The sequence below is a fragment of the Pedobacter sp. GW821-FHT01D05 genome (assembly GCF_059422505.1).
Genome location: NZ_JBWKXA010000001.1, coordinates 1,741,889 through 1,768,673, shown reverse-complemented (window position 1 = coordinate 1,768,673; position 26,785 = coordinate 1,741,889). Strand labels below are relative to the sequence as shown.

Below are 26,785 nucleotides of genomic sequence, written 5' to 3'. Positions count from 1 at the left end.
CTAATCAGCTTATTATATTGATTTGCCGAAGCAAGGTGTTATGGTGAGGATAAAGTGCTTCGCTACTTATTACTCTTTTGGTTTTATAAAGCTTTTATTGCCTGCACATTAGATGCTTTTTAATCATGGACCGGGCACAGGGCATTTACTGGATTAAGGTAATTATCCGGTTTGTTTCTTCGTCCACTTTCCATGTCGCCTAAGGGAACTATCACTATTTCATAGCAGATCGGATCTGTTAGCGGTTTCCCGGCATAATGGGGTATGGAGTGGAATAATCCCCACCCATGAGCCATTCGTTAGTTATCAGTACAACAGTACGTTATTTTAATGTGACATCCAGGTAAACAGAATGACGCCCGTATGTTTCGTAAAATGGTTTGAAAACCACATCACCAATGGTGAACTGTAAAGATTGTGGATCACCCTTGATTGATTTGCCAATATCTTTGGCATCAAAGGTTACCTTACGCCATTCTTTTCTGGCTTCTGGTTCCTGCGCTGCCAGCAATATTGGTCCGTAAAACAGACTCGCTATATTCTGCTGATCCATAACCGGATCCAGGTGGAATTGGAATGGCATCTTTAAATCTACAATGTCGCCATTTTTCCAGCTACGGCTTATCTTTAGGTAACTACCTGGCTCGGCTTGAAACTTTTGTTCTTTTCCGTTGATCTTTACAAAAAATCCTTTAGTAGCCCAACCCGGTACACGCACATTGAGATCAAATTTTCCGCTGCCCTTAATCGTAAGGCGGGTGTGGTCTTCTTTCGGGAAGTTTGTTGCTTGTTCTACCGTTATCTGGCGTTCCGTCCATTTTAGTGTTGAGGGAATGTACAGGTTCACATAAAGCGCCTGGTTATCTTTACTTTTGAAGTAGATTGAATTTTGTAGTTTGGTGCTGCTTTCAATTGCAGTGCCGTTACAGCACGTAAAACCTGTCATATCTGCATTTCCAAATTGTTTAACAGACCCTGGTCTGAGTGGCACATGATAGGTATTGGCAGGGCTGTTCTGGGCAACAGATGCCAGGATATGATTGTACAATCCGCGTTCATAATAATCCATCAACTCTCCCCGCTGATCAAATAGAAACAGGTCTCCGGTCAGTTTTAGCATGTTGTAGGTGGCACAGGTTTCATTCTGCCCTCCTTCAGAGAAACCGTTTTCGTACAAGGTAGCTGGTTGGGCAATAAAACACTCCGCATTGGCAGGGTTACGGGCACCTGCAACACCTCCGATACTGTACATGTAATCATCTACCATTTTATGCCAGAAGTTATCCGCTATACTGTAATATTCGGGCTTATTAGATACCTGGTACATTTCGATACTCCCTACAATTTGGGGTATGTGCTGGTTGGCATGCAGTCCACGAAAAATGTCTACGTTTTTGGCTAGTCCATGCGAATGTGTTGTATCACCAAAGAAAACTTTTATATTATCAAACAATTGTGCCGTTTTCAGGTATTTCGGATCATTTGTAATCTGGTATAAACGGGCCATTACATCATTCATGCCACCGTATTCGCCGGCAATATAAGTATTCCACATCTTAATAAGCGTTTCCTGGGGCAGCTGGCTTAAGCGGGTATATACCCAGTCACTCATATCAGTAGCTATTTTAAGCGATTTTTTATTGCCACTTACTTCATATACATCTATTAAGCCAGCCAAAATTTTATGCAATGTATAATATGGCGCCCAAACCTGGTTCTTCTGTCCTCCATATTTCGCTCCTTTTTCTAACATGATAAACTGATCGGGAGGGTAGGCACTGATGAATCCTTTTCCCCAGTTCCAATAATCGGTGCGGATACCCGATGCACTAAGATCAGAATCATAATCTGATTTGCCGGGGCCATGCGGCACAGCAGTCGGATCAGATACAGCGGGATCTGAATTTTTAGGTTTCCCTGATAATTGTGATAGTTCATAGAGCGTATTGATCATATACTCCATTTTTTTTGAAAAATTGGCCTGAAGTGCCTTGTCATATCCGGTGCCTGCATAAGCCTGGGCAATTGCCGAAAGATAGTGGCCTGTGGCATGCCCCCTTAATTTGGTGTCTTCGCTGTCCCATACGCCCAAAGGTTTTGCTCCTTCAGGCTGTTTCTGGCCAAAAGCTTGTCGGAACATGTAGAGGAAGGAGTTTGGATCGGTTTTAGCTAATGTTTTAATAAATTTATCGCGGTTTTCAATAAATTTGGTTGCATGGCCATGAGCATCCGTCTGCAGAGAGACCCTGTTTAAAGCAAATGGCGCTAGCTTTAATGTTGGCGCGGCTGATTTTTTAAGCGCTTTTACGGTTACAAATGCCTTAGGTTGAAAAGACGTTCCCGCAACACGCCCGGTAACGGTGTAACTTCCAGGTTTCAAAACCGTGCTATTATCAGTTGGAGCAGGCCACAGCACACGTACTTTTGGACCTTTCATCTTATTCCGGTAGGTGCCTGCTACATAACTGGGTAATCGCGGTAAATTCCCTACTTCTGTTTCCACCTGAATATCGGATACATGAGTTAAGTAAGCATTGTAAAGCTGTGGGGTGCCTGGAGAAAACTTTGGAAGATCATCTTCACGCTTACCTACATTTACCACGCTTTCCTGAGTACCTCCCATGGCATTGCGATAGATTCCGGCAATCTGCCCCGCACTTAACGGAACCCGATAAATACGGAAATCATGTATCATGGCATTCAGATAGGGATCTCCAGGTACAAGCGATTTTCCGATATACAATAGGTTTTTTGCCACTGATTGCTGATCGAATACTGTTGTTAACTCTAGTGGGATGTTCTTAACTTCGGCCACTGGCTTACTATTTACATAAGTCACCATAGATTTTGATGGAATATCTATCACAATGGTGATGTAGACCCATTTATTCAGTTCTAAAGCAGGAGAAACTGCTCCGTTTTTATTGTTTTCCTTTGCCGTGATCAATGTCTGGAAACCTTCCTGAGCTTTTGTTCCAACAGGGGCCGCAAAAAAATGTTTGGTTACGTCCTTCCCGAAATCAAAAAAAAGCTGGCCCGGCTGCTTCGAACGGAGGTATATCCATCCCGATATGCTGAGCGATTCTATATCCGTTAATGCTTCTCCCGGAATGGTAACAAACGAATTGTTATCTCCAGAGAGCGATAAAACTTTTCCAAACCGGCTGTTATCGACGAATTTGACCCCGTCGCCCTGAAATTTGGCATGAAAATTATTTCGGGACCAGTCTTTGGCATCACCATTAAAGATATAACGCGCACTCATTCCCGTTTCACCGATTCCGTCTAATATCTGGTCTCCGCTTTGTGCATTGGCAGTACTAATACCAATGGTTAAAACGGCAAGGAATAGGATGGTACGCAAGAATACGTTGTATATTTTCATGTTTAAATCGTTTTTATCAATAAGCACTTCTTAGATCTTTTTGTATCAGGATATTTTGTACCCAGTTCTTACTAAGTGTAAATAAATTTAAAGAATATGGAATAAAAATAACCCTTAAAATTCATCGATAAAACTATGAAGAAGCCCTGTGTTTTTATGCTTCTTTTTTATCTGATAGCTACTAGATTTTAACAAGTACCCTGCACGTATAACAAAATAAATTAAGTATTGCCCTGATTGGGATTGATTTTAACCTCAATTTACTGAATTTTAAATAACAACATGTTGAGTCTGTTTTTAAGTTCGTCGTTATAATTCCCGAATCATCGTGATTAGCATCTTTTTAGCGTGAAAGCCCCTGACCTGTAGCGAAGCGGAAAGCTACGCAGTAAAATAAATTCAGGGAGACGGCCGCCTTAACGGAAAACTTGATTAAAACGTTACAAAATGAGATTTGATAATCGAAATCAGGTTCTAGTTTTCCAATCTGCTACATCAGAAGTGCATATTTAGGGTGCTTGGTTAAAATACGAATGTTATGCATCAATATATAACGGCAATCCAGGTTACGTTTCGGTTATATTTACATCCTGATGCATCAACTCTGGTTTTATTAGCCGGGATATCAACATTAATTATGAAAAACATTTATCTAAACCTCTTCATTCTTTTTCTCCTAGGCTGCTCTTTTCAACCTGCAATAGCACAATCTCAGCATTTGACCAAGGGGCAGGGCAATCCTGTTTTACCAGGTTATTTTGCAGATCCAACTGTGAAAAAATTTGGAGATACTTATTATATTTATGCCACAACCGATGGCAATGGGGGTGGGTTCGGACCATCGCAGGTATGGACGTCAAAAGATTTTGTGAACTGGGCCTTGCAGGATATGAACTGGCCAACAACTCATCATTACTGGGCACCTGACGCAACACTGGGCCCCGATGGAAAGTATTATCTATACTACTGTCAGCCCGTTGAAATATTCGGTGCATCTTCTACAACGCCGGTTGGTCCATGGACATCGCTTTTAGCACCCGGAAAACCAATAGTTTCAAATTTTATGGTACCCAAGGTGATTACACTTGATGGGCAGACTTTTAAAGATGATGATGGTAAGTATTATATGTACTGGGGCACTTGGGGCATTTATCCGGGCCATGGTTGCGGTGTTGGCTTATTGAATAACGATATGAAGTCGTTTTCAAAACTTGCGCAGATCCCGAATACCGATGCAAAAGACTTTTTCGAGGCGCCATTTGTATTTAAACGAAAGGGAATCTATTATCTTACCTATTCATCCGGCTATTGCGAAGACGGAACTTACCGGGTACAGTATGCCACTGCAAGTAATCCGATGGGACCGTTTAAATATGCCCAGGATAATCCTATCCTCGCCACAAATGGCGATGGAACAGTGCATGGGCCAGGGCATCAGTCTGTTCTGCAGCAGGGAGACGATTTTTACCTGGTTTATCACCGGCATAATAACCCACACAATGACGGTGGCTATCACAGGCAGGTGGCGGCAGATAAAATGATCTTCGATGAGAAAGGAAACATACTGAAGCTGGTACCAACACATTCCGGAATCGGCTATTTGGCAAAAAATGAGAACCCGCATCCAAATCTGGCGCTGGGTAAAACTGCTGTAGCCTCTTCAGCTTATGATCAGGATTTTAAACCAGAATTTGCATTCGATGATAATAACGGAACTTTATGGAAAGCCAAAAACAATATCGGCCCCTCATGGCTCCAGGTAGATTTAGGTAGTGCTTATGATGTCAAAAGTGTGCACACTCAATTTGAATATGCTACCTGGTACTATCAATACAAAATCGAATATTCGCTCGATGGCAAAACATGGAAATTGTATGCCGATAAAAGTAAAAACACTCAACATGGAAGTCCGATGATCGATTTTGGGAATGTTAAGGCCAGATATCTGCGTACAACAATTTTACGGACAGAATATCCGGGCTTAAATAAGGCGATATGGAATATTAAGGTTTTCGACAATGCCGAATATAATCCGGTGATGAATACCAGTACCAAAAAATGGGAATCTTTGCAACGTTTTGAACCGAAGGGACTGTTGGTGGATTTAAACTTTGATAACCTTCGCGTAGGATCAATAGCAGCTGATGTTCAAAATAATGGAAAATTGGCCGGTGTGTTTTCTGCTAACGGAACAAATAAGCCGGTTACTTCAATGATAGGAGGAAAGAAAGCTTTGGTTTTCTCTGGTACCGAGCGCCTATTATCATCCTTTCGTGCGCCTTTATCTATGCTGGGGAATAGCAGTTATAGCGTGAGTATGTGGGTGCTGAACCCAGAGATCGGTAAAGAAGAAACAATCGTTTTGTGGACAGGAAGGGGTGGTGTTGATTTAAGTAATGCTGCGTTAGGCTACGGGAATAGTAGAGGTTTGGGCGCTGCCAGGCATCTGGGCTGGGCAGATTTAGGATACAGGAATTTACCCAAAGCAAATGAGTGGCATATGATTACCATGGTTTTTGATGGAACAATGGAACGTATATATGTTGATGGGAAATTAGATAGGGCAGAAAGAAGAATGCTTTTCGTGAATAATCTTACCAGGTTTCTTGTTGGCGGCAATGACGATGGAACTTCAGGATTTTCTGGTGCGCTGGCCTCCCTAAAAATTTATGATGTTCCATTAACCGATACAGAGATTAACAAAGCTTATGCAAAAGGCTTAGACAATAGTACTGCGGTATATGTAGATGCGAAAAATCTTGAATATGGAAATTTAGCAAATTGGGCCAACAATGGGGCAGCTTTGGGAGAACTAGCGTGTAAAGGGAATGTGGAAGTTGCCGATGTTAATGGGAAAATAGCTGCTGTATTGGCAAATGGTAGTAAAGTTATCATGGGAGATAGAATTGCAAAAGAGGTCGATTTTTCAAAACCATTTAGTGCTGTTTTTTCTCTTTTGCCTGCTGTTGGTTCAAAAACAGATCTGTTTTTTGGTAAAGGAAATAAAGCCGTAAGGATAGTGGGCAACGGAAAATGGCAACAGTTAATCTGTTCTTTTTCTAAGGGCAAGTTGCAGGTATTTATCAATGGTAAACCGGCCAGTTATGCACTGGTCCGTAATAATCAAAGAGACCAGCGTATTTTGATAGAATCTTCTGGCGGAGCACCAGGTGCCACAACAGCAATATCATCAATTTCAATATACAGTTATGGTCTTGATCATAGTGCTTGCTTAAAAGAATTTAATTTTTGGCAACAAACCTTGGGCATAGGCAACTTAAAAGCGACATTTATTTCAAAACCATCAGCAGTTACGCCAAATATGGTTTATATGTTTGCAGATAAACCTGAACTGCCAGGCAGTGATCTTGAATATCTTTTTAAAAATGATAAAGATAAAGGGGATGCAAAATGGTTGCGGTCATCAGCTTATATGGATTTTTCGGTCCTTCCGCAAAGCAGTTATAATTATACCGTGAAAATTAGGGATAATTTTGGAAATGTTACCCAAACTTCTCTTCCCTTTGCTGTTAGAACAGATTCTTCACAATTTGTGTTCATAAAACAGCGTGGAGCAGCCCGGTCAGTTCCGGCAACAAAAGATGGTCTGTCGGGAACTTCCTGGGACGGTTTATTGGGAAATGCAGATACCGTTACACAACAATCTGGTATTCTAAAGATGGTTTCGCACAACACATTTTGGGATGGATCGGAGACAACGGGGCCTTTTGCCTACAACAATGTGGAGGGTGATTTTATCGCCGAGGTAACGCTTTCGGATATGCTGGGGCTCAAGGAGAAGAAAGCCTATGGTGCAAATGAGGCAGGTATAATGGTTAAAGCTTCAACAAATGGAAGAATGCTTTTACAAAACGGCATTATGCCGGGCTGGGGTGTTGGAAATATTGTTACCGACCTTGGAAATGGTGGCAGAAGGCAGACAAACAACCTCTCTGGATGGGCTTTTTACAGGCACCTGCAGATACAGCGGGCAGGAAATACATTTTTTATGCGTGGTAGCAGTGATGGAAAGGCTTGGGTAGATCTTCCTGGCAGTCCGGTAAAAAGAGATGATTTGGGGAGTAGCGGCTTACAGGTTGGTGTTTATCATGCTACTTATGGTGATGCCTCTGGTGATGCCTCGTTTAGTGGTTTTAAGATTATCCAAAAGAAATAAAGCAAACATCGATGCGTTGCTATAACGCATTGTTATACCAACATTCTGCCTGGGATATCGGTTATTAACGGATTAGAATACGTAGAGGGAAATAAGATGTCGGAAAAAACAAATCAATATTGCTCTGGGGCAATGAGGCTATAATTTCGGGTAATTATGAGGGATTCCTTGAACTATGTACGGAGGATACGAGATGAGAATTTGTGGGCGAACAGACTATTAATGGTAAGGCGGCTCTCCGGAGGTATCTGGATGAAACCTATATTGAGCCGCCGAAATTCAATGTAAAGGATCTGGTTGCTGAGGATGAGTTCGTTATTGCCGTGGGAGAGATTGAATTAAAGGAAAGGGATGGGAAATGGGTAAAATATGATGATTGCGATGTCTGGCGGTTCAGGGACGGCACGATGGTAAAACTACTTGGCTTTGTTATTGCAAAAGGTTGAATTTCCGCTTTTTTATTAATTTCATCAATAAAAACAGCATTTCAGGTTCGAAATAACGGTATTTATCGTTAAATCTGGTGCGAAAAGCAATAAGAAAATAGCTTACACAAATCGGAACCATAATAAAACGGATTTTTTTTGAATATTTGGTATATAGGTGATTGAATTCGAATCCTGCCATCCCGACACAAACAGAGCCGCCTTTAAATCGTTAGATTTAAAGGCGCTCTTGCATTCGGTTTATATAGTATTTACTAAAAATAGGTTTTAACAGCGAATTCAAATTGATTCTTGAAAATTTCCTTAAAAGGATTGATGTTATTTTGCTCATAAAATATTAACATTGCCTTTTTGTATTCAATTGAATCTACTGTTCTAAATGATAAAGGGCAATGTTCGTGAGCAATTAATAAGGCATTGCTTACTATTCGGGCAGTACGTTTATTGCCATCATTAAAAGCCTGTATATAAGAAAGCAATACTAAAGCCAGTAACGCTTTTTCAAAGATGCTTTTTTTCTCATTAATCAACGTGCACATATCAATGAGGGCGTCACGTATTTGATGCTCATTGTCCAATGGCTTATAATTGGTTCCGGAGATACCTACACGCCTGTGGCGGATATTTCTGTCCACACCCAGATCTTTGATTAGCAGGCTATGTATATCTTCAATACTACTGATGGTTAAAGGTACGACATAGTCAGGGTATGCAACAATAAAATTGATTGCTTCCTTGTGATTCAGCAACATCGTCGCGTCGTCTTTCGGTTTACCTTCAGCAGTTTCCTGTTCCTTCAGCAAACGTTCTGTTTCCAGAAGCGAGTAGGTATTACCTTCGATTTGTGACGATTTCCAGCTTAGATCAATGGCCAGTCGTTCCAGTTCTTTACTATAGGCTGCTGGAGTTAATGTAGCAATATTTTCCCTGAATTGCCGATGAAGTCCTTTTAGATATTGATCTTCGTCATCATTGAAAAGCTTAACATTCTTAAGCACTTCTGTAATCAGCTCCAGGTTAAAGCTATCCTTGATCTGACGTTCATCTACCTCTTGCTTAAAATATTCTTCAACATTAAGGGGTTGTAGTAATTCATAAGAAGCACTTACCGAGTATTTTGTAGCCTTAGACTTTCCTTCAGAAACAACGACGCCCTGAGCGGAAAGGTTCGATAAAATGCGTTTTACCGTTGCATAGGCAACTTTTTCGCTCAGTGCATTATGAATTGATTTGGACGAACTTAATGAATGATCCTTTAAGTAATCAAGAATCAGGTTAGCATTTTTTCCTTGCATATATTAAAATGATAAAATGTAGCTCACTACCTATACAAATGTAGCTCATTTTTAATTATAAATGAGCTACAAATAGAATTCTATTGAGCTGCAAAATTATAATCATACAAAATGAAGCTCATTTTAATAAAAAATGTAGCTCAATACAGCCACAAAATGAGCTATAAACAAAAGTAACATGAGCCATAAATTAGAAAACTAGGCTTCAAAACTCAGTATTTCTTTATTGTCATTCTAGAAGCATTAAACTCACCAAGGACATAGAATTATGCAGAAAAAGGTTCGACATAACTGCAGGGAGGACTAAAAAACATTAAAATCCTTTAAATTTAAGGGCTTTTTTTGTTTTAACGTTGATATTTTAGGGATCAAGCGGAAAGGTTGGGGGGAGTTAAACTCTAGGCATATATTTTCGATAATCTGAATAAGAAAAACTTAATATCCCTAACATCTCTCGATATTTGCTCTAAAGGCTTTGATCTTAGCATTGAAAGATTCTGCAGAAGCATTTGTAGTCCTGTTAATAAAGAAGTTAATGACATACAGGTAATGAGATTGAACTGATCTGGCGACAGTCATGAAGGAATCAATTCCGCATGATTCGACCTCATTATACCATTCTGCCAATCTTAATCACCAATAATAAAATTCATTTGATGACAATACCGATCGATCCAATTGAGGAGTCCGTGACTATCTATTAAATCTAATAGATGGCTTACTTCATGTTTTCTTTTCCACGCATCTGCTGAAAAATGAGAAGTAGTGACTAAAATGCCTTTGTTTGCCCGCTCTCGTAGTAACACATCATTAAAACCTCTAACAACATTTATTCCTAAAGGATTTTTTTTCAAGTTGCGTTTACATTCAACAACTATCTTGATGTCGAACCCAGAAATATTTTTTGTGGCTTCAATATCATAACCATTGTCTCTAGTTTGCTGAGTTAGCTTGATTTCAAAATTTTCAGCAAGAAGCATTTCGGCAATAATATGTTCGAACAGTCTTGGCGATATTTCGAATAGCAGGTCATTATTATAATGAATATCTTTGATAATAGTACGTATATATTCTTGCTTTTCAGTAGTAAATTCCTCTAGTTTTACAAATATAAAATCTGGAATTTCAACCCAAGATTTCTTTATGGTATTAAGGATTTCATTGTAATAAGACAAACTTCTTACAGCTTTAATTTGACGAACAATAGATGCATATCCTGTAGCAGGCCATATACTTATACATCCGAGTTCATCGAGCGCTTGTACATAATCCAGCAGTCGATGATTGTTTTTAGCGTGTTGTTCATCAACGAATCTCGAAAACTCACAATCTCCAAAAAACGTGATTCCCGCCTCTTCGTCAATAAATTCCGCTGATGCTTCTTTATCTAAATTTGAATATTGCGGTTTAAACTTCCTGTTATACATATACTAAATAATGTTACCAATATATAACTATATTAAGAATCTATAAAGTCCTGCGGACACCCCTCTGAAAGTGGAATTACATATCGCACAAGACCGATAATTAAATGTCATTTATATTGATTTTTATACAATAAATTATCCTTCAGACTGACAATATTTATGTTTAACTTAATGATACTGCCATAACCGGATTTATTTAATTTTACAGACCAATACCAGATCCATAATGGTTAAGCAGCCTTTAATGTTTTCATACCTTTAGCAAGATTTAAACAATAAAATTAAATAGTGCACAGGCTAGTTTTTTGTTTTTTTGTTTTCTCCTGATCGGACCCTGCTCAGCGTTTCCAGTCGTAGTCCAAGGAACGAAGCAACATATCGGAGCGGCACACGGTTAATCATCCAGGGGAAGGCCTGGAGCAGGTGCTTGTAGCGGCCCGTAGCAGATGGAATCTGGCAGATAAAGCCCCTGTCATTCGCTCCTCTATAATGAAGCTCCATAATCTTTCTACCAATAACGTTTGCTTCTGCAAAATTTTTATAAAGCATAGTTGTGAGCTCATGAGGTATGGCAATCAGCTCTACATCCTCTATTGCCTGGAGGTATTCGTCTGATTCTTCAGCAGTCCATAGATTGCGGATGGTCCCTACAATTTCATTTTCCTGACAGATCCAGGAAGTGATCTCCGTTCCCGAATCCTTGTAGAATCCCCTTACTACCCCTTTTAAAATCAGGTAAAGATATCTATTACGGTCTATCGGAGAAATAATATATCTGTTCTTGCGGAAACTCACCGGAAAGGTGAGCCTATCGATAAGTGCCTCCATTTCAGTAGTTAAGGGGTGAAAGCTATTGTATAGAGCAATAAGTGGAGAAGCACCGTTATAGGAGTCCCACTTTCTGTTTTCCTGCGCACCGGCCATGATTCTTTAGTTTAGCTTTTCAGATAAGATAAAAGTAATTAAAAGACCAAACTTTTCAAAGTTTCCTTGTTCTGGATTAATTGGATCATCTTTTGATCTCAAGTAACCGTTAGCGGGTAAAATCGGTTGATCATAATAGTCCTGATCAAATACGGAGCCGATAAGTTATATCCTAGTTCAGCAGAGTAATTTAGAAGATTAATTGGCCTGTTTTTGCAGTAACATTATTTGTTTTTGGTACTTAGCGATGTGCGTAAAGGGCCCGATAGGGCAAGCATTTCACAGACTTTATCATTCCAGTCTATCAGTGCATCTTCAGGAGAGGTTCCAAGACCTGAAACATCATGCTCCTCTTCAAAAGACAATACAGCGTAATAGCAATCACCATCTTGATAAACGGAGGGCTTAAACTGCATTACAAAGGCTGGTAGCCTATATCCGTAATAATTAAAATCTACGAGTTTTCCTGGGATCGTTCTAACCTGTTGTTTCATAGCTTGCTATTTATTGAAAATTTTTATTTACCTATTTTCTGCTTAGGGTAAGCCAATGCATTTGTAAATTAGTCAATCAATGTTTCCTTAAAGTTAGCGGGCTATTGTCTGTTTGTTAAGTGTTTGATGGAACTATTGTTTTGGTGAAAAAACACCTGGTATGCTTTTGCTAAGATTAGGCGTTCGCCATTTGCCCACAATTATTTTTTTAGGAAAAAGCTGCTGCTGAGCTTTTAAACGCAGAGCAGGGGAAAGATGGTAAGCAGGTGCTTTAATATTGATGTTTTGAATGATATAGTTAATGAATGAAGATATTTTTTTTGCGCTTAATCTTTTTGACTCAAAAACAGTCAAACCCATTCTATCTATACTAATCTAAGCATGAAGGTTGAAAAGAAAACTTTAAAAACATCAGATAAAACCGTGAATGAGGTGCATGAAAGTGTCTTTCCCAAAAGCATGATACTTTTTATCCTTACGTTAAGTGCAATCCTCATGATCTTGATTTTGTTTAAAGATTAACCTGGATTGAATCCGTTCTTTCAGAGAGGTGTCCGGAGGCCGAGTATTTTTATTAGTCCTAGCCGGACTGGCATCTTTCTTTTTGATGTCAAAAAGAAACAAAAAACACCGGCTGAAAATTTTTCTTTCGAAGTTAGTAGGTTGGCTTGGGCATTGCAGCCCGAAAAATTTGTTAGGCCGGATTTAAGTAGAACGGGGATACGGTGCTATGGCCTAGTTGGAAGGAAATACAAAATCGTCATAAACTGTTATAATGATTACAAAATAACTTTAATAGAGGTGCAGTTATTAATTAAAGTTTTATTTATGCGTAGATTGGTTTTTCAGGATTTAAAGTATGGCCGGTTGATCTTGCAGATAGAAAATTAATTTTCCGCCCTGAACCAGCAGTTGGTGTTTAATTTGGTTTTTGGTAAAAGGCTTTCCATTTAAACTGATTTTTGAGATATAAATAGAATTTTTATTCTTCTTAATGGCTGTTATGGCTAATTTTTTGCCATTTTTAAAAGATATTATAGCCTGTTTAAACAAAGGGCTGGTGAGTTGATAGTTTCCTGAAACAGGATCTACCGGATAAAAGCCAAGTGCTGCAAATACATACCATGCCGACATTTGTCCAGCATCGTCATTGCCACTTAAACCACCAGCGCCTTCCCCGTACTCTTCTGCCAAGATACGTGATACTTGCATCTGGGTTTTCCATGGAGAAGCGGTGTAGTTGTATAAAAATGGAATTTGATGACCAGGTTCATTCCCATGCCAATATTCCTTTTTGATAAAGAGTGAATCCAGTTCGTTTTCGAGATTTTTACGCCCACCCATTAACTTGATCAGTCCGGGCATATCATGCGGAACATAAAAAGTATATTGTCGTGGGGTTCCTTCTGTAATATAAGGTTCTCGGTGATCAGGATAAAAAGGCTTGTACCAGTTGCCGTTGGCAAAACGTCCTCTAACCATTCCAACATTGGGATCAAAAACATGCTGGTAATTAAGCGATCGTTTTGATAGCTCCCGGTAATCGGTTTCTTTGCCCAAATCTTTCGCGATACTTGCGAGTGCATAATCATCGTATGCATACTCTAAAGTTCTACTTACCTGTTCTTTTTTATGAAAGGCGTTTGGAACACTGTCTTCTAACGGGATATAGCCATACTTTAAATAACTGTTAATGCCACGTCGGCCTTTTCCATTCAGGTAATCGACAGAATCGGGCATTTGAAAGGCATTTTGCCTCATCAATCGGTAAGCTTCATTAATATCATAATTGCGGATCCCTTTATTATAGGCGGAAGCGATGAAAGCAGTAGCATGATCGCCGATCATGGCGGCAGTATAACTGTTCCAGCAAGGGAAAATAGGCATCCAACCACCCTGCTGACCTTTTAATATCATCGAATTAACAAGGCTATTGGCTAAGTTGGGATTCAATAGCTCAATTAAAGGTAATTGGGCACGGTAAATATCCCACATCGAAAAATCATCGTAATAATTGGCCTTATTTATTGTTTGGTTCTGATATTTTCCATCAAACTGTGGGTATTTCCCATCTACATCATTATATAGCCTGGGATGTTGCATGGCATGATAGAGGGCTGTGTAAAAGATTTTTTTCCCTTTTTCATTTGTGTCTGAAATATAGACCTGCGATAGGGATTTTTCCCAAGCCTGATTGGTACGTGCTAAAACAGTATCGAAGTCATTATTTTTAATTTCACTTTCCAAGTTGGCCTTGGCAGCTGCGATACTTGTAAAAGAGGAGCCAGAATAAATCACTAACTGTTCTCCTTTTTGTAGTTTAAAGCCTGCATAAGCACCAATATCCTTTTTATTGCTGATGTTTTGTAGATCGAAAATATGACCTTCGCTATAAACCCCTGCAGCGGTAAAGGATTTTTTGAACCGTATGAAAAAATAACCACTAAAGCCTGCAGGTTCTCCCCATCCCTGATAAATCCGGTGAACAGGATTATACCCGGAAATTTCCCCTTTTTCTGCGTCAACTTGAATAAAACCTTTGTTTTGATCGCTATTGGGTGTAACTAAAATGTAAACGCTATCTGTTTTTAGCGCAGTGATCCGCATTACACCGCTTCTAAGGCTAGCTGTAATTTCTGTTAACAGTTGATGTTGAGGTAATTTTAATTTGTAATAAGATGGGGTAGAAACTTCGTTTTCATGGGCATAATTTTCTGCATATTGAGCTGCATTGGTTTTAAGTTGGCCTGAAATGGGCATAATGGTGAAGCTTCCGTAATCTTGGGTACAAGAGCCACTGATCCAATGGCTTGCCCTAAATCCGTAAAATTTTTTGTTGTTGTAATAATAAGGTGCCAGGCATTTTTTTTCGGTGAGCTGGGTCTGCGGCGTCCACTGCGTCATGCTAAAAGGCGGTGCTACAGCCGGAATCGTATTGGCCAAGCGTTCGGTTTTATCTTCAATATGCTGGCTGGCCAATGTGGTGCTGGCCGAAGTACCCGAAAATGGCTGAACATAAGGGATTAAATACTTTTGCTGCGCATATACCGTATTGGTATAAATGGCTGCTATTGCCAAAAAGAACAATAAGAACCGACTAATCCTAAGTCTGGTATTGTGTTTAAAAACTATATTTTGTAAGTCGGTTAACAGCATATTAAATGTGGTGTTGGATAATCTTAGTGGAGCTAATTTATGTTTCTTTAATGGCAGTTTGGTGTTTTTATGAGAAATTTCTGTTCTTCAAGATGATTGGGTAAGGTTTATGTCAATAATGTAAAAAAGGAAAACATATTATTAAAATGTTGTGTTAAATTTTTAAAAACCATTTTCTATCATAAAGAAATTTTAATATCCCAAGCTGTACGAGTAGAACACCCAGCCATAAGCCTGCCTGCTGCCAGACTAAAGGTATTTTAGTTATTACGCCACCAAATAGGAATTGTGAAGTAGATTCGAAATTGAAAAGCCCATGGGCACAAACGTAAATTAAAATAGAATTTGTACCAATCCAGATGAAGGGTAAGCTCCATTTTTGATAAGTTTTAACATCAATAATGTAATAGAAGAAGGAGAACAGCACCAGACTGAATCCACCGGCAACCAACACAAAAGAACTTGTCCACATATTTTTGTTGACCGGAAAAAGCATGCCCCATACTAATCCAAGCGAAACCAATATTACGCCTGCTACAAGGAGGTAGAAAGCTCTTAGAACCAGGCTGAAACGCTTGTTTTTAGTGTTTAGAAATGTTCCCGTAAATACCCCTAAAAGTGCTGTTGCAATGGCAGGAATAGTACTCAGTAAACCTTCTGGATCGTAAACCGCACGATGTAGTTTGCCAGGCAGCAATAAGCGGTCTACATAAGCTGCCAGGTTACCTTCGGGTGTTAAAATGCCATTTCCAAAACCTGGAACAGGTATGGCTATCATGATGATGTAGTAGCCCAGTAAAATGCCGAGCAGCCAAACAAGCTGTTTACGTAATGAAAAATTGAGGTAAATTAAAGCAGCAAAAAAAGTGGATAGGCCAATACGACCAAGTACGCTTGCGAAACGTGTATTTTCGTAGCCTTCCCATTTGAGTAAACCGTTTACCACCATTCCAAGAAAGATTAAAATTAGTGTTCTCCTGATCAGGGCATAATAAACACCTTTTGCCGATTTTTTTTTATCATTTCCGCCATTTAAATGTTTTTCGTAAGAAAATGGCATCGAAACACCAGAGATAAAAATAAAAAGCGGGAAAATCAGGTCGTAAAAAGTAAAACCGTTCCAAAGGGAATGATGAAGTTGATTGCTGAGGCCAACCAAAAACCTTTCGAAAAATGATAAATGGTCATTAATGGCAATGGTCCAATCATTGGGATTTCTGATCAAGTGGTGTTCTTTCATTATACCGTTGGCCAGTCCGTGGAAAATACCTTCTCCGCTAATAATCCAGAACATGTCAAAACCGCGTAAGGCATCTAAAGATAGTAGTCTTTTCTTTTTCGGTAAAAGCAAATCCTGTGGTGCAGATTCGGTAATGGCCATAGTATTTTTAAAGCTAATGATGGGCGGTTTTGTTTTCTAAAAATAAGCGCTGTTTGGATAAATGCAGCATTTATTTTTTGATAATGGTATTGTAAATAATTTCTCCTTCATCGTTAATGGTTTGTACGCGGATTAAATCTTTGCCGACCGAAAAAAACATGAAACCATAAACAGAAGCCACCATCTGGGCCCCATCAATGAGCTTTACAGGTGTTTTTTCCGATGCTGCGCCTGAAATGAAGTGATGCGTTTTGCCTTCGGGTTTAATGTACTGCAGACTGTGCTCGTGCCCGGTGAGGTATACATCAACGCCATAACGATCAAGAACTGCTTTAAGAGAACTGCGGATTGCTTTGGTATCATATCCATCTGTCCGGCTTCCTCCAGTATACATGGGATGATGACCCACAACAATTTTCCATCTGATACTTGGATCTTGATCACTTAATACTTTGGCCAGCCATCGTTTTTGTTGGGTAGTATCCTGGCCTTTTACATTTGGGCCGTATTCTGAATTTTTGTAAAATTCTGGAATTAAAGGGTTGGTATCGATAAAAGCAATCAATACCTGATTATTCTGGTCTCCATTAATAGGAAATTTCTTTGCATAATAACGGGCCGGCATTTTCCATCTTCTGCTGATTTTTGAATAGGCTACCTGGGCATCTGGATTGGATTTATAATCATGGTTGCCCAGTACCGGATACCAATCCCACTGCAAAGAAAATGCAGTATAAATATCTTCAAATGAATATTTAAAAAGTGGATCGTACTCACTGATTACACCGCTAGGGTAGAAGTTATCGCCTGTAGAAATGATAAACTGTGCTTTCACATCGGCTGCGGTTATTCCCATTTGCCGGGCCACCTGTTTCTGATGGTCGGCGCCGTTACGGCCCCAATCGCCCATGGCAATGAAATTAAGCGATGAGGCATCTTTAGTTAAAGTTTTGGTTGGAGGGGTGGCTTCAGCTTGTGTTTTTAGTAAAACCTGAGCTTGCAATGAGCAACAGGTGAATAGAAAAATCAGTAAAAGTAAGTGTTTCCTCATGGAGATAGGTTTAATGTTTGGGTACTCCATCGACTTGAAAGGACGGAGAAAAAAGAAATTTCTCTGGCTTTTACCCCAGAGAAATTTTTGTATTGTTTACTGATGGTTAATTATAACCGGGGTTTTGAACCAATGTATTGTTTGTTGCTATTGCCGTACTTGGAATTGGGAATATACGGCGATAAGTGTCGGTATTGGTTTTAGATAAACCATAAGTGTTCTCAAATTTACCGAACCTGATCATATCATTACGGTGCCAGCATTCCCATGCAAATTCTTTCGAACGCTCATTGTAAAGCACATCCAATGTCAATGCGCCTAAAGCTGCAGAAGTGGTGCGGCTGCTTCTTACATTGTTTACCAGACCCAAAGCAGTAGCGCCAAGTGTTGGGGTTCCACCTCTAAATATAGCCTCTGCTTTCATCAGGATAATGTCTGAATAGCGGAATAATGGCATATCGTTATTTTGGTTACGGTTAGTTGGATTGGTGTAATCAGCGATAAATTTAATGTTACGGTAGCCCGTATTCCAGGCAATTTCATCCTTCCCTAAATCGTAAGCATTTGCGCCTAAACGTGAGCTGCTCAATGGAGTTAAATTTAGGGCATAAGTTAGTGCTCCAGCCGGAGTACCACCAGTATAAAACTGATCGTAACCTAAATTAGTGGTACTCACCATAATTGGACTTCCATCTGGCCAGTATTGTGGACCAGTAAGCCATTGTTTATTTCTGATGTCGTTTGCATCGTTAAAATTTGCATAAAACTCGGTAGTGGTCATTCTCGGGCCGCTCGGTTTATTGTTTGATAGGCCTCCGCCACTACTTTGGTTCATAACCGGGTTAGTAAATGTGCCTGACGTGGAGCCAGAGTATTGATAACGTATTCCAAGGTTACGGTTCAGATCGTAACGGGCCATAAACATATTACCGGTAGAGGTAGACGCATCAAATGGAATTGCAAAAATAAACTCTTTTTGCGTTGGCCCATTGGTGGGATAAAACATCTGTAGATAGCTCGACATAGGTTCTATGCTATACAAACCTGAACTGATTATCTGGTCGCAGGCCGCAATACAATCATCATAACGTGCAGTTCCGGTGTACACTGCTGCATTTAGGTACATTTTTGCCAATATAGAATAAGCCAGGTATTTTGTTGGTAAGCCATAGGTTGCCATACCGCTCGTCGATTTTAAATAGGGGATAGCAGCCTTAAGCTCGCTTTCTACATAGTTGAATACCTCTGCACGTTTCGAATTTGTTTTTAATGCTGTGCTGCCATACAATGTATCTAACGGAACGTTGCCATATAAATCCATCATCATAAAGTAGGATAGGGCCCGCATGGTTTTTAACTCTGCAATGTTGGTGTTTTTTGCAGCACCTGCTGGCGCTGATTGGCCAATGATGGAAATTGTCTGATTGGCGGTACCGATAATATTGGTTAAATATGCCCAGCCTGCTGCAACCCATGCATTGTCTTTTGTCCAGGTATGGCGATGCAATTCAAGGTACTTATTCCCATCAATCCAATCGGAAGCAAAAATTGGCAGTACCGATTCGTCTGTTGAGCTGCTTTGTAAAAAGAAATAAGTGGTAGCATAATCGCTCCTTAAATTGATGTATACCGCTCCAGATGCCGATGTTAACTGTGCGGCTGTTTGAGGATAGGTTTCTGGAGTAAGTTCAGATGTAACGGGTACCTCGAGTTTTTGACAGGAGGTGAATATTAGTGCTCCGGTCAGCGCAAATAATATTCCAAATAATATCTTTTTCATGTCTTTAGAATTTGAGTTTTAAAATGATGCGTTAAGACCTAGTAAAAAAGTACGTGTTTTAGGATAGAAGTTATTATAATCTATACCTGGGGCAGCACCTCCCTGATTAATCTCAGGATCAATCCCTTTATATCCAGTGATGGTAAATAAATTATTGGTTGATAAATAAACCCTAACATTACTTACATACTTAATTAGGCTTTTAAAATTATAGCCTAAAGTTGCGTTATCCAAACGTACATAAGAGCCACTTTCAATATACCGGTCTGAGTAGAATGAGTTTCTTGTGTCCGTTACCTTATCGTCTGCAGCACTGTTTAATATGTTATTAACTGTTGCGCCAGCGGTGTAAGATAAATCAGCTTTGGTAGCGTTAAATATTTTATTGCCAAAAGTTCCTCTTAAAAAGATGTTCAACTCTAGTTCTTTATATTTGAAGGTATTGCTCCAGCCGATTATTACTTTTGGTTGCGCATTGCCCAGGTAGAAATAATCGGTTCCAATGCTAGGTGTAGTGGTTGTAGAACCATCACGTTTGTAAAACAGTGAGTTGCCACTCGCATCTTTACCCGCATATTTTAGGGTAAAAAACTGGCCAAGCGGGTAACCAACTTTCAGAATTTGTAAAGTTGCATTGGTTTGTCCCGGTCCTTCAGGATCTGAGTAACGAAGAGAATCTGCGTTAGAGATAGGGCCCTGTAAGCTCGTAATTTTGTTTTTATTGTAAGCCATGTTAATGGTGCTCAACCATGAAAAACTTTTGGAAGCAACTGGCGATACATTTAAACTTACTTCGATACCTTTATTGCTGATGCTACCACCGTTTGCCCATAATTGCCCGCCCGGAACAAGCGCTTGTGGTACACTATATTTGAAAAGCATACCATTTGTGTTTTTATCATATACATCTACACTACCTGTAATTTTATTGTTTAGGATGCCGAAATCAACCCCGAGGTTTTTGGTTGATGTTCTTTCCCACTTTAAATCAGGGTTTGCACCTTGTGTTGGCGCATATGCCGCCGCCTGAACGCCATTATTATAGTAAGTACCACTAATGCCATAAATTAACTGACCATTATATGCACCTATACCTGATGAGTTTCCGGTAACGCCGTAACTCGCACGGATTTTTAAATCACTCACAAACGATTGGCCCTTCATAAAATCTTCTTCGCTTACTCTCCAGGCTAAACCAACAGACGGGAAATATCCCCATTGGTTATTTTTTCCAAATGCGGAGCTTCCATCACGTCTGACTGAGCCCTGCAAAAAGTATTTACTCTTATAATTATAATTTAACCTAAAAAAGTCAGAGATCATCAGAATTCTTTGATAGGTAAGATCGTTTCCTAAATTAATGCGGTAAGAAGGAACGGCATAGGGGTTGCCTAATGTAAGGTTCTGAAAACCAATATAATCTGTTGGGAAATTTGTGCTTGAGGTTTGAAAACCATCGCCAACAATATTATCCTGGTAACTGTAACCCAGTACCGCATTTAAGGTATGGTCGCCAATTTTCTTGTCCCAGGTTAAGAATGTTTCTAATATTTTATTGGTGTTTTCAAAATTGCTTCTTAAAGCCGAGCCATTAGTGCCAAACACGCCCCCAATCAGGGTATGTGCTATGCCAATACCTGGGTCGGGATTGTTGTAAAAGTTCGATGTTGGGTATTTTCCAAAATAACTGCTGTAAAATTCACCATGGGCGGCGGTAGTTTTCTGGTAAGATAAATTAATGTTATAGGTAAAGCCAAATGGCAATTTTACTTCCGTATTAAAACCGCCAATTAAAACATTGTACTTTGTTTCATCCTGTGCATTATCGGCAATGGCTACCGGATTAAAATAACCTGTATTGTTCAGGTTTTCGAAATAAGTTCCATCTGCATTATAAATTGGCGAAACAGGTAGGCGCTTTGCAGCCTGTAACAACACAATATTCTGTAGTGGCTCATTAATAGATTTGCTACTCGAATTTGATAGGTTTAAGCTGAATTTTACTTTATCATTGAATGCGTACTGATCAATGTTTAATCGACCAATAATACGATTTAATGAACTTTTACTTAAAATACCCTCTTTGTTAAAGTAGTTTAAGCTGGCGCTATAGTTGCTGTGATCGTTACCACCGCTAAATGACAGGTTATGGTTTTGTGAATATGCAGTAGAACGCTCAATGGCTTTCATCCAATTTACATTTTCGCCTTTATCATCATTTGGTGAAAATGCAACCTTGTTGGCAGTAAGGTAAGTTCTTAATTGATCGGCATCCATTAAATCGAGCTGATTACTTACTTTTTCGGCAGCTATATAGCCACTGTAGCTTAACTGGGGCATGCCCGATTTACCACGTTTAGTGGTTACTATAATTACACCACTAGCTGCACGGTTACCATAAATAGCAGTTGCTGCAGCATCTTTTAATACATCAATTGATGCAATATCGGCTGGTGCTATCGCCGCAATATCTGCTCCAGGGATACCATCTATAACGTAAAAGGGTGCACCAGGGCTATTAACGGTAGATGCACCGCGTAAGATTACTGCCGCAGGTTTGTTTGGGTCGCCACTGGCGCTAATATTCAGCCCCGGAACTTTACCCTGTAGCAACTGCCCAACATCTGCAATAGCGCCTTTATTTAATTCTTCGGGTTTTACCGAGGTAATCGCACTTGATAAGCCCTTGCGAGAACCCTTACCGTAACCCACCACAACTACATCGGTTAATGATGCTGTAGCTTCTTTTATGGTTACTTTATAGCTCGAAGCCGTGCCAATGGTAATTTCTTTGGGTTCATAACCCATAAAGGTAAATACCAGTTTGTCGCCGTTTTTAGCGGTGATGCTAAAAGCACCATTATCCCCGGTAACCGTTACTTTGGTAGTGCCCTTTACCGAAACCGAAGCCCCGACAATAGGCAGTTTCGCATCATCCATTAAATTTCCGGTAATTTTTCGTTCAGTTTGTGCAAAAGCAGTGTTGAACGACTGGCTGATCAGTAAAAGTAGCAAAAAGATGCTTGCATACTTTAAGCTCGTACATTTAAATCTCATGATTTTTGTAGATTTAGGTTCATAAATTGGTTGTTTTATTTGGTTATTGTTTTGAGATAGAATGTTAAAATTTTATAGTAGCCGGTAGGTATTTTGCCACAAGCGCCTTGTAATAAGGCGCTAGTTCTGCCCAGCTTTTCTGATTGGGATTTTTAGAGTACAGGTCGTAAGGATTAAACAGGTTAACCCATTTAAACATTTCATGATCTTTTTCATTCATCAGGTGATCGTAAGCATTTTCCCTGTGCTGCGCGTAAAAGGAATGGTAACGGAGCATGTATAAACCTGGCTCTGGAATGTAGGGCTTCATCATATGGTATACATACTCGTCATGGCCCCACGACATGTCTACATTGTCTAGACCGCAATTCTGAGTATACACGCCCAATTTGGTCTGATAGGTTTCGTTTTTGAAATCGGGGTTCTGACTGAAAAACTCCGGATAAACAATTTTATCTGAATAGGCGCAACCTACCGGAAAAGTATCGCCCACTACGGCCCATTGCGGTTCCCCAAATAAACAAAGCACTTTACCCATATCATGAATCAACCCCACCAATACCATCCAATCGGGGTGGCCATCGTTTCTAATCGCTTCTGATGTTTGCAACAAATGCTGCATCTGGTCCAGATCGGTATCAGGATCAGAATCATCCACCAACTTATTCAGAAAATCGAATGCACTCCAGATCGGCATTTCCTGTTTGTCGAATTTTAAATAATCTGCTTTTTTCTGTTTTACGAAATCATATGTTTGATAAGTATGGTTAAGCCTGTAAAATTCTTTTACGCTGTCTTTTTCCGTTTCATCATAATTTCTGAACTGTTCTTCTTTTTTTTCAGCATTGATGTTTTTTGGATCAGGATAGCGGATTAATATATCCTCTTCCCATTGATCAAGATTTTGCAATGGATTTTGATTATCCTTTGAAGCATCGCTTTGGTTTCTCATAAGGCTAGAAATGGATTGGTTAAAGATTTTCTTTGGTTTGATAAGTTAAAGTTGAGTTTTTAGAAACTTAAACTTTTATATTTTACCGATTTTATTTACGTAAACGATTAAGTAAATTTTAATTCTATATGGTATAATCAACTTTAATTTGTTTATATTTAGTATGTTACGGATTGAGTTGCACTAATGGTCGTCCTTTTCTGCCTGAATGCCGATTAGTGAAATGCATAAAAGAAAATAAATAAACGTTGTTATTACGATTATTTCATATTTTCGTTTGTAGCAGATACTTTTTCTTAGTCAAAAGAAGTATCTTATTGCTGTAACCAACAAATATGATGAACATAATTTGGCAAACCCGCTCTAAAATTGGGGGCAAGCTGAATTGTTTTCGATGAATATGCTGGTGAAAAGGAGCTTTTGACCTATTGTATGCCACTAAGGTGTTATATGGGCATTTTCTTCTGAAAAAACTAACTAAACAAATTTTTAAGACATGGCGGAAGTAGTGAACATTAAGCGGTTGGCTCAGGAATTAAATATTTCCATCGCAACCGTTTCTAAGGCCCTCAATGACAGTTATGAGATCAGTTTAAAAACTAAAAACAGGGTGTGGACCTTGGCCAAAGAATTAAATTATACGCCTAATCCTGCTGCCAGTAACCTTCGGAGCCATAAAACTAAAACAGTAGCGGTGATTATTCCCTGTGTGGCCAATAATTTTTTCTCACTATCCATCAAAGGAATCGAAGAAATTGCAAGGCAATACGGTTATCATGTGCTTATTTATCAAACTCACGAGAATATAGAATCGGAGGTGGCTTTCACCAATAGTTTATTAAATGGGCGGGTAGATGGTATCCTTACATCTGTGTCTAGCAGTGAGTATAACAGTGAATATTACACTAACCTGGTTAAGAAAATTCCATTGGTATTTTTTGACCGTGTTTATGAAAATCTGGATGCAGTTAAAGTAACTACCGATGATTACGAAATTGCTTTTCAGGCGACTGAGCATTTAATTGAATGCGGTTGTATCAAAATTGCGTATTTATACGGACTGGAAAATCTTCCTGCTGGTAAGGCCAGGTTTGCAGGTTATCGTGATGCCCTTAAAGCACATGATATTGATTTTGCCGAACAGCTTATTATTAAATATCAGGATGACGAAGAACTTAATCTGCAACATATAAAGTGGCTGCTTAGGGAGTATAAGCCCGATGCACTTTTTTCTTCTATTGAAGAATTTATTATTCCTGCTTATTGCGCCTGCAGAGAAATGGGCCAAAAGATTCCGGATGATGTGAAAATACTGAGCTTTTCGAACCTGAGTACCGCAAAACTGTTGAGCCCCTCACTTACAACAATCTCACAGCCAGCTTTCGAAATCGGGCGTGAAGCAGCAAAATGCCTGTTCAAAATTCTCAATAATAAACAACTGGACGATGAACAGAATATAATACTGAAATCGGTGTTGATCAGGCGAGAATCGACAGGCTGTTAACAAAGGTAAATCTATGTTATTGTAACAGGTTAGGCGAAAACGTTTACGTAATTAAATAATCTAATTTAGCACCCAACATTGGGATTTTTTCTGATTTTTAAAAAAAACCAAATATAAAAAATCCATATGAACCACCTGTCTGCATTCGATTATGCTGTTTTTTTGATGTATTTTATTATTGTTTCGGCATACGGATATTGGGTTTATCGGAGCAAAAAAAAGAAACGTACAGATACTAAGGATTATTTTTTGGCAGAAGGCTCGCTTACCTGGTGGGCAATTGGTGCATCTATCATTGCTTCTAATATTTCTGCCGAGCATTTTATTGGCATGTCGGGTTCGGGTTTTGCTATGGGACTTGCCATTGCAAGTTACGAATGGATGGCAGCCGCCACATTAATTATTGTAGCCATATTCTTTTTACCCATTTATATCAAGAACAAAATTTACACCATGCCACAGTTCCTGTCTAACCGCTACAATAATACGGTTAGTACACTGATGGCCGTTTTTTGGTTACTTGTTTATGTGTTTGTAAACTTAACGTCTATTTTCTTTCTTGGTGCTATTGCTATTGAAACGATTACAGGCGTTCCTTTTAATATATGCATCATTTTTCTGGCCATTTTTTCCGCTATCATTACGTTAGGGGGGATGAAGGTAATTGGTTATACCGATGTAATACAGGTTTTTGTTCTAGTTGCAGGCGGGTTGATTACTTGTTATATGGCACTCAAACTCGTATCCGAAAAATTAGATGCACCAAGTGTTTTAGCCTCGCTTCCATTATTACGCAGTGAGGCCTCTGATCATTTTCATATGATATTTTCGAAAGGCGATAAATTCTACAGCGAACTGCCGGGTACTGCGGTGCTGGTAGGTGGTTTGTGGATCAATAATTTAAATTACTGGGGCTGTAACCAGTATATCGTTCAAAGGGCATTAGGAGCCGATTTAAAGACTGGACGCAACGGACTAATATTTGCTGCATTTTTAAAATTACTCATACCGGTAATTGTTGTTATTCCTGGTATTGCGGCTTATGTGCTTTATCAACGCGGTTATTTTCATTCCGAAATGCTCGATGCAGCAGGTACAGTTAAACCTGATCATGCCTACCCGGTATTGATGAATTTATTGCCCGCAGGAATTAAAGGCCTTGCTTTTGCCGCACTTACTGCTGCTATTGTGGCCTCTCTGGCTGGTAAATGTAACAGTATAGCCACCATTTTTACGCTTGATATTTACAAAAAGTTTATCAGACCCGAAGCCTCAGAAACACGTTTGGTTTCAGTTGGGCGATGGTCGGTGGTTATTGCATCTCTGATTGCTATCGTTATTGCGCCTGCATTACGTAGTTTCGATCAGGTTTATCAGTTCATTCAAGAATATGTCGGTTTTATTTCGCCAGGTGTTTTTGCGATCTTTTTACTGGGCTTTTTTTGGAAGAAAACCACGTCGCGTGCAGCGCTTACCGCTGCATTATTAACCATCCCCTTATCTACTTTATTTAAATTCCTGCCTACAGTTACCAACGGAGCTATTGCACCGATTCCTTTCTTAAACAGAATGTCGTGGGTGTTTATGATTATAATAGGATTAATGATTATGGTAACACTAACCGATCCGAAAAGTAAAGATAATCCGCAAGGACTTGAAATTGATAGCAGTATGTTTAAGGTTACGCCGGCCTTTACCATTGCCTCGGTTATTATCTGTGGAATCCTGGCAGCACTTTATACTGTTTTTTGGTAAG

17 protein-coding genes are annotated in these 26,785 nt (G+C 39.4%); 4 read left to right on the top strand and 13 right to left on the bottom strand.

The annotated features are described in order from the left end of the window. Positions 1-322: 322 nt before the first annotated feature. Positions 323-3,385 (bottom strand): beta-L-arabinofuranosidase domain-containing protein, encoded by a 3,063-nt coding sequence (locus tag AC07VK_RS07195; RefSeq protein WP_492959340.1) that lies wholly within the window; start codon positions 3,383-3,385, stop codon positions 323-325. A gap of 637 nt (positions 3,386-4,022) precedes the next feature. On the opposite strand from AC07VK_RS07195, the gene AC07VK_RS07190 reads away from it, so the two are divergent. After that, positions 4,023-7,562, top strand: coding sequence for a family 43 glycosylhydrolase (locus AC07VK_RS07190; RefSeq protein ID WP_492959338.1), 3,540 nt, complete (start codon positions 4,023-4,025; stop codon positions 7,560-7,562). 203 nt (positions 7,563-7,765) lie between these two features. Next, positions 7,766-8,008 carry a nuclear transport factor 2 family protein gene (locus tag AC07VK_RS07185; protein WP_492959336.1) on the top strand — a complete coding sequence of 81 codons (243 nt, stop codon included), beginning with the start codon at positions 7,766-7,768 and terminating at the stop codon, positions 8,006-8,008. A 254-nt stretch (positions 8,009-8,262) separates the two neighbouring features. Here the strand turns inward: AC07VK_RS07185 and AC07VK_RS07180 are convergent, their stop codons facing one another. The 12 genes from AC07VK_RS07180 to AC07VK_RS07125 form a co-directional block, all read right to left on the bottom strand. Next, entirely contained in the window at positions 8,263-9,303 is a 1,041-nt protein-coding gene (locus AC07VK_RS07180; protein ID WP_492959334.1) for a Fic family protein, read from the bottom strand. Positions 9,304-9,747: 444 nt separating this feature from the next. Further along, complete coding sequence (locus AC07VK_RS07175; RefSeq protein ID WP_492959332.1) at positions 9,748-9,882, bottom strand: transposase; 135 nt, start codon at positions 9,880-9,882, stop codon at positions 9,748-9,750. A gap of 50 nt (positions 9,883-9,932) precedes the next feature. Beyond that, positions 9,933-10,730 (bottom strand): restriction endonuclease, encoded by a 798-nt coding sequence (locus tag AC07VK_RS07170; RefSeq protein WP_492959330.1) that lies wholly within the window; start codon positions 10,728-10,730, stop codon positions 9,933-9,935. Positions 10,731-11,027: 297 nt separating this feature from the next. Next, positions 11,028-11,654, bottom strand: coding sequence for a Crp/Fnr family transcriptional regulator (locus tag AC07VK_RS07165; RefSeq protein WP_492959328.1), 627 nt, complete (start codon positions 11,652-11,654; stop codon positions 11,028-11,030). A gap of 224 nt (positions 11,655-11,878) precedes the next feature. Further along, the gene (locus tag AC07VK_RS07160; RefSeq protein ID WP_492959326.1) at positions 11,879-12,148 is read right to left on the bottom strand and encodes a hypothetical protein; all 270 of its coding nucleotides are present in this window, start codon (positions 12,146-12,148) and stop codon (positions 11,879-11,881) included. A 132-nt stretch (positions 12,149-12,280) separates the two neighbouring features. After that, positions 12,281-12,508 carry a hypothetical protein gene (locus AC07VK_RS07155; RefSeq protein ID WP_492959324.1) on the bottom strand — a complete coding sequence of 76 codons (228 nt, stop codon included), beginning with the start codon at positions 12,506-12,508 and terminating at the stop codon, positions 12,281-12,283. Positions 12,509-13,000: 492 nt separating this feature from the next. Then, the gene (locus AC07VK_RS07150) at positions 13,001-15,304 is read right to left on the bottom strand and encodes a GH92 family glycosyl hydrolase (protein WP_492959322.1); all 2,304 of its coding nucleotides are present in this window, start codon (positions 15,302-15,304) and stop codon (positions 13,001-13,003) included. A gap of 154 nt (positions 15,305-15,458) precedes the next feature. Further along, entirely contained in the window at positions 15,459-16,685 is a 1,227-nt protein-coding gene (locus AC07VK_RS07145) for an acyltransferase family protein (protein ID WP_492959320.1), read from the bottom strand. 70 nt (positions 16,686-16,755) lie between these two features. Then, a complete protein-coding gene (locus tag AC07VK_RS07140) occupies positions 16,756-17,736 on the bottom strand; it encodes a purple acid phosphatase family protein (RefSeq protein ID WP_492959318.1) in 981 nt (326 codons plus the stop codon). A 106-nt stretch (positions 17,737-17,842) separates the two neighbouring features. After that, positions 17,843-19,516, bottom strand: a complete 1,674-nt coding sequence (locus tag AC07VK_RS07135; RefSeq protein WP_492952076.1) for a RagB/SusD family nutrient uptake outer membrane protein — start codon at positions 19,514-19,516, stop codon at positions 17,843-17,845. Between the two features lie 18 nt (positions 19,517-19,534). Beyond that, positions 19,535-22,573: a SusC/RagA family TonB-linked outer membrane protein gene (locus tag AC07VK_RS07130; RefSeq protein ID WP_492959316.1), complete on the bottom strand. Its 3,039-nt coding sequence runs from the start codon at positions 22,571-22,573 to the stop codon at positions 19,535-19,537. 64 nt (positions 22,574-22,637) lie between these two features. Next, a complete protein-coding gene (locus tag AC07VK_RS07125; RefSeq protein WP_492959314.1) occupies positions 22,638-23,525 on the bottom strand; it encodes an inositol oxygenase family protein in 888 nt (295 codons plus the stop codon). A gap of 496 nt (positions 23,526-24,021) precedes the next feature. On the opposite strand from AC07VK_RS07125, the gene AC07VK_RS07120 reads away from it, so the two are divergent. Together AC07VK_RS07120 and AC07VK_RS07115 are read left to right on the top strand one after the other, a co-directional pair. Next, positions 24,022-25,029, top strand: coding sequence for a LacI family DNA-binding transcriptional regulator (locus AC07VK_RS07120; protein WP_492959312.1), 1,008 nt, complete (start codon positions 24,022-24,024; stop codon positions 25,027-25,029). Between the two features lie 126 nt (positions 25,030-25,155). After that, entirely contained in the window at positions 25,156-26,784 is a 1,629-nt protein-coding gene (locus tag AC07VK_RS07115; RefSeq protein ID WP_492959310.1) for a sodium/sugar symporter, read from the top strand. The last annotated feature ends 1 nt before the right edge of the window (position 26,785 follow it).